The sequence below is a fragment of the Bacillus sp. GMs2/2 genome (assembly GCF_050172095.1).
In the GTDB taxonomy this organism is placed as follows: domain Bacteria; phylum Bacillota; class Bacilli; order Bacillales; family Bacillaceae_G; genus Bacillus_A; species Bacillus_A cereus.
The window spans coordinates 1-892 of sequence record NZ_JBNLYE010000759.1 but is presented as its reverse complement, the minus strand read 5'-3'; the positions used below and the strand labels follow the sequence as shown (position 1 = coordinate 892).

Below are 892 nucleotides of genomic sequence, written 5' to 3'. Positions count from 1 at the left end.
ACCTTTATGAATAGTGCCCCACCGTGGCCCAAATGGGCTTGTAATCGTTGTTTGAGCGATTGGACGAATAAACCCTTGTGAGCTTGCTGATCCAGTATCTACAACGCCGCCTGGCTTTCCCGCTTCACAATTAAAAGTAAGGCCGCCCATTTGCGTCACAAATTTTGTTACTAATACAGGCCATAAACCATTTGTACCATGCGGATCATTTGCGGCGCCTGGTGGCGCGTATTTAGCGCCTATTGCTTCTATGGTTGTAATCCCCATACCGATATAGTTTTTATATAAGTTTCGCGCCATAGCGTTGATTCCCTCATCTAAAGTGGCGAACTTCATGAATCCTTTCATTTGTGAACTACTAGGGTCCATGAGACCACCAGGGTTGTTATAGTTCTTTACTGCGTTAGAAGTACCGTTCCCCGTTTCCAATTTTGCAATGGCCGCTAGTAAAACGGGATCGATTTGGTTTTGTGTTCCTGCATTTAAAAAGGCTTGTGCTTTCCCTGTAAAAACGCCGCCTAAATGGGGTTGTAATTCTTCTGGTGCCACTGATTTTCCACCTGGCCGACAAACCGTCATTCCATTACTTGGGATGGTTGCTGGTGCTTCCTCTTCTTTTTTGCCAATTCCTTGCCCCAAAACAATAAATAAAAGAAATCCAATACAAACGAACAGCCCTATTGTGAAAGTAGAACTTCCAAAAAGAAATGTCAGTAACCAGGATTTCTTTTTCTTCTTCTTTTTTTGTTCTTGTGCAATCTCTTCTTGTACTGTTTTGTCTACAACTTCTTTTATTTCTGGTCTCATATCATCCCTCCCCCCTTACAACATGTATCAAGATTGATTGGAATATTTTCGAACAATCAGCCCATATGTAAGGGCCAAAAGAATA

The 892-nt window shown here is 42.2% G+C and carries 1 protein-coding gene; it reads right to left on the bottom strand.

What is annotated here, in order from left to right:
• The coding region (locus tag ACQGS6_RS29310) for a glucosaminidase domain-containing protein (protein ID WP_426966100.1) at nt 1-807 on the bottom strand (807 nt) is incomplete at its 3' end.
• Nucleotides 808-892: the final 85 nt, after the last annotated feature.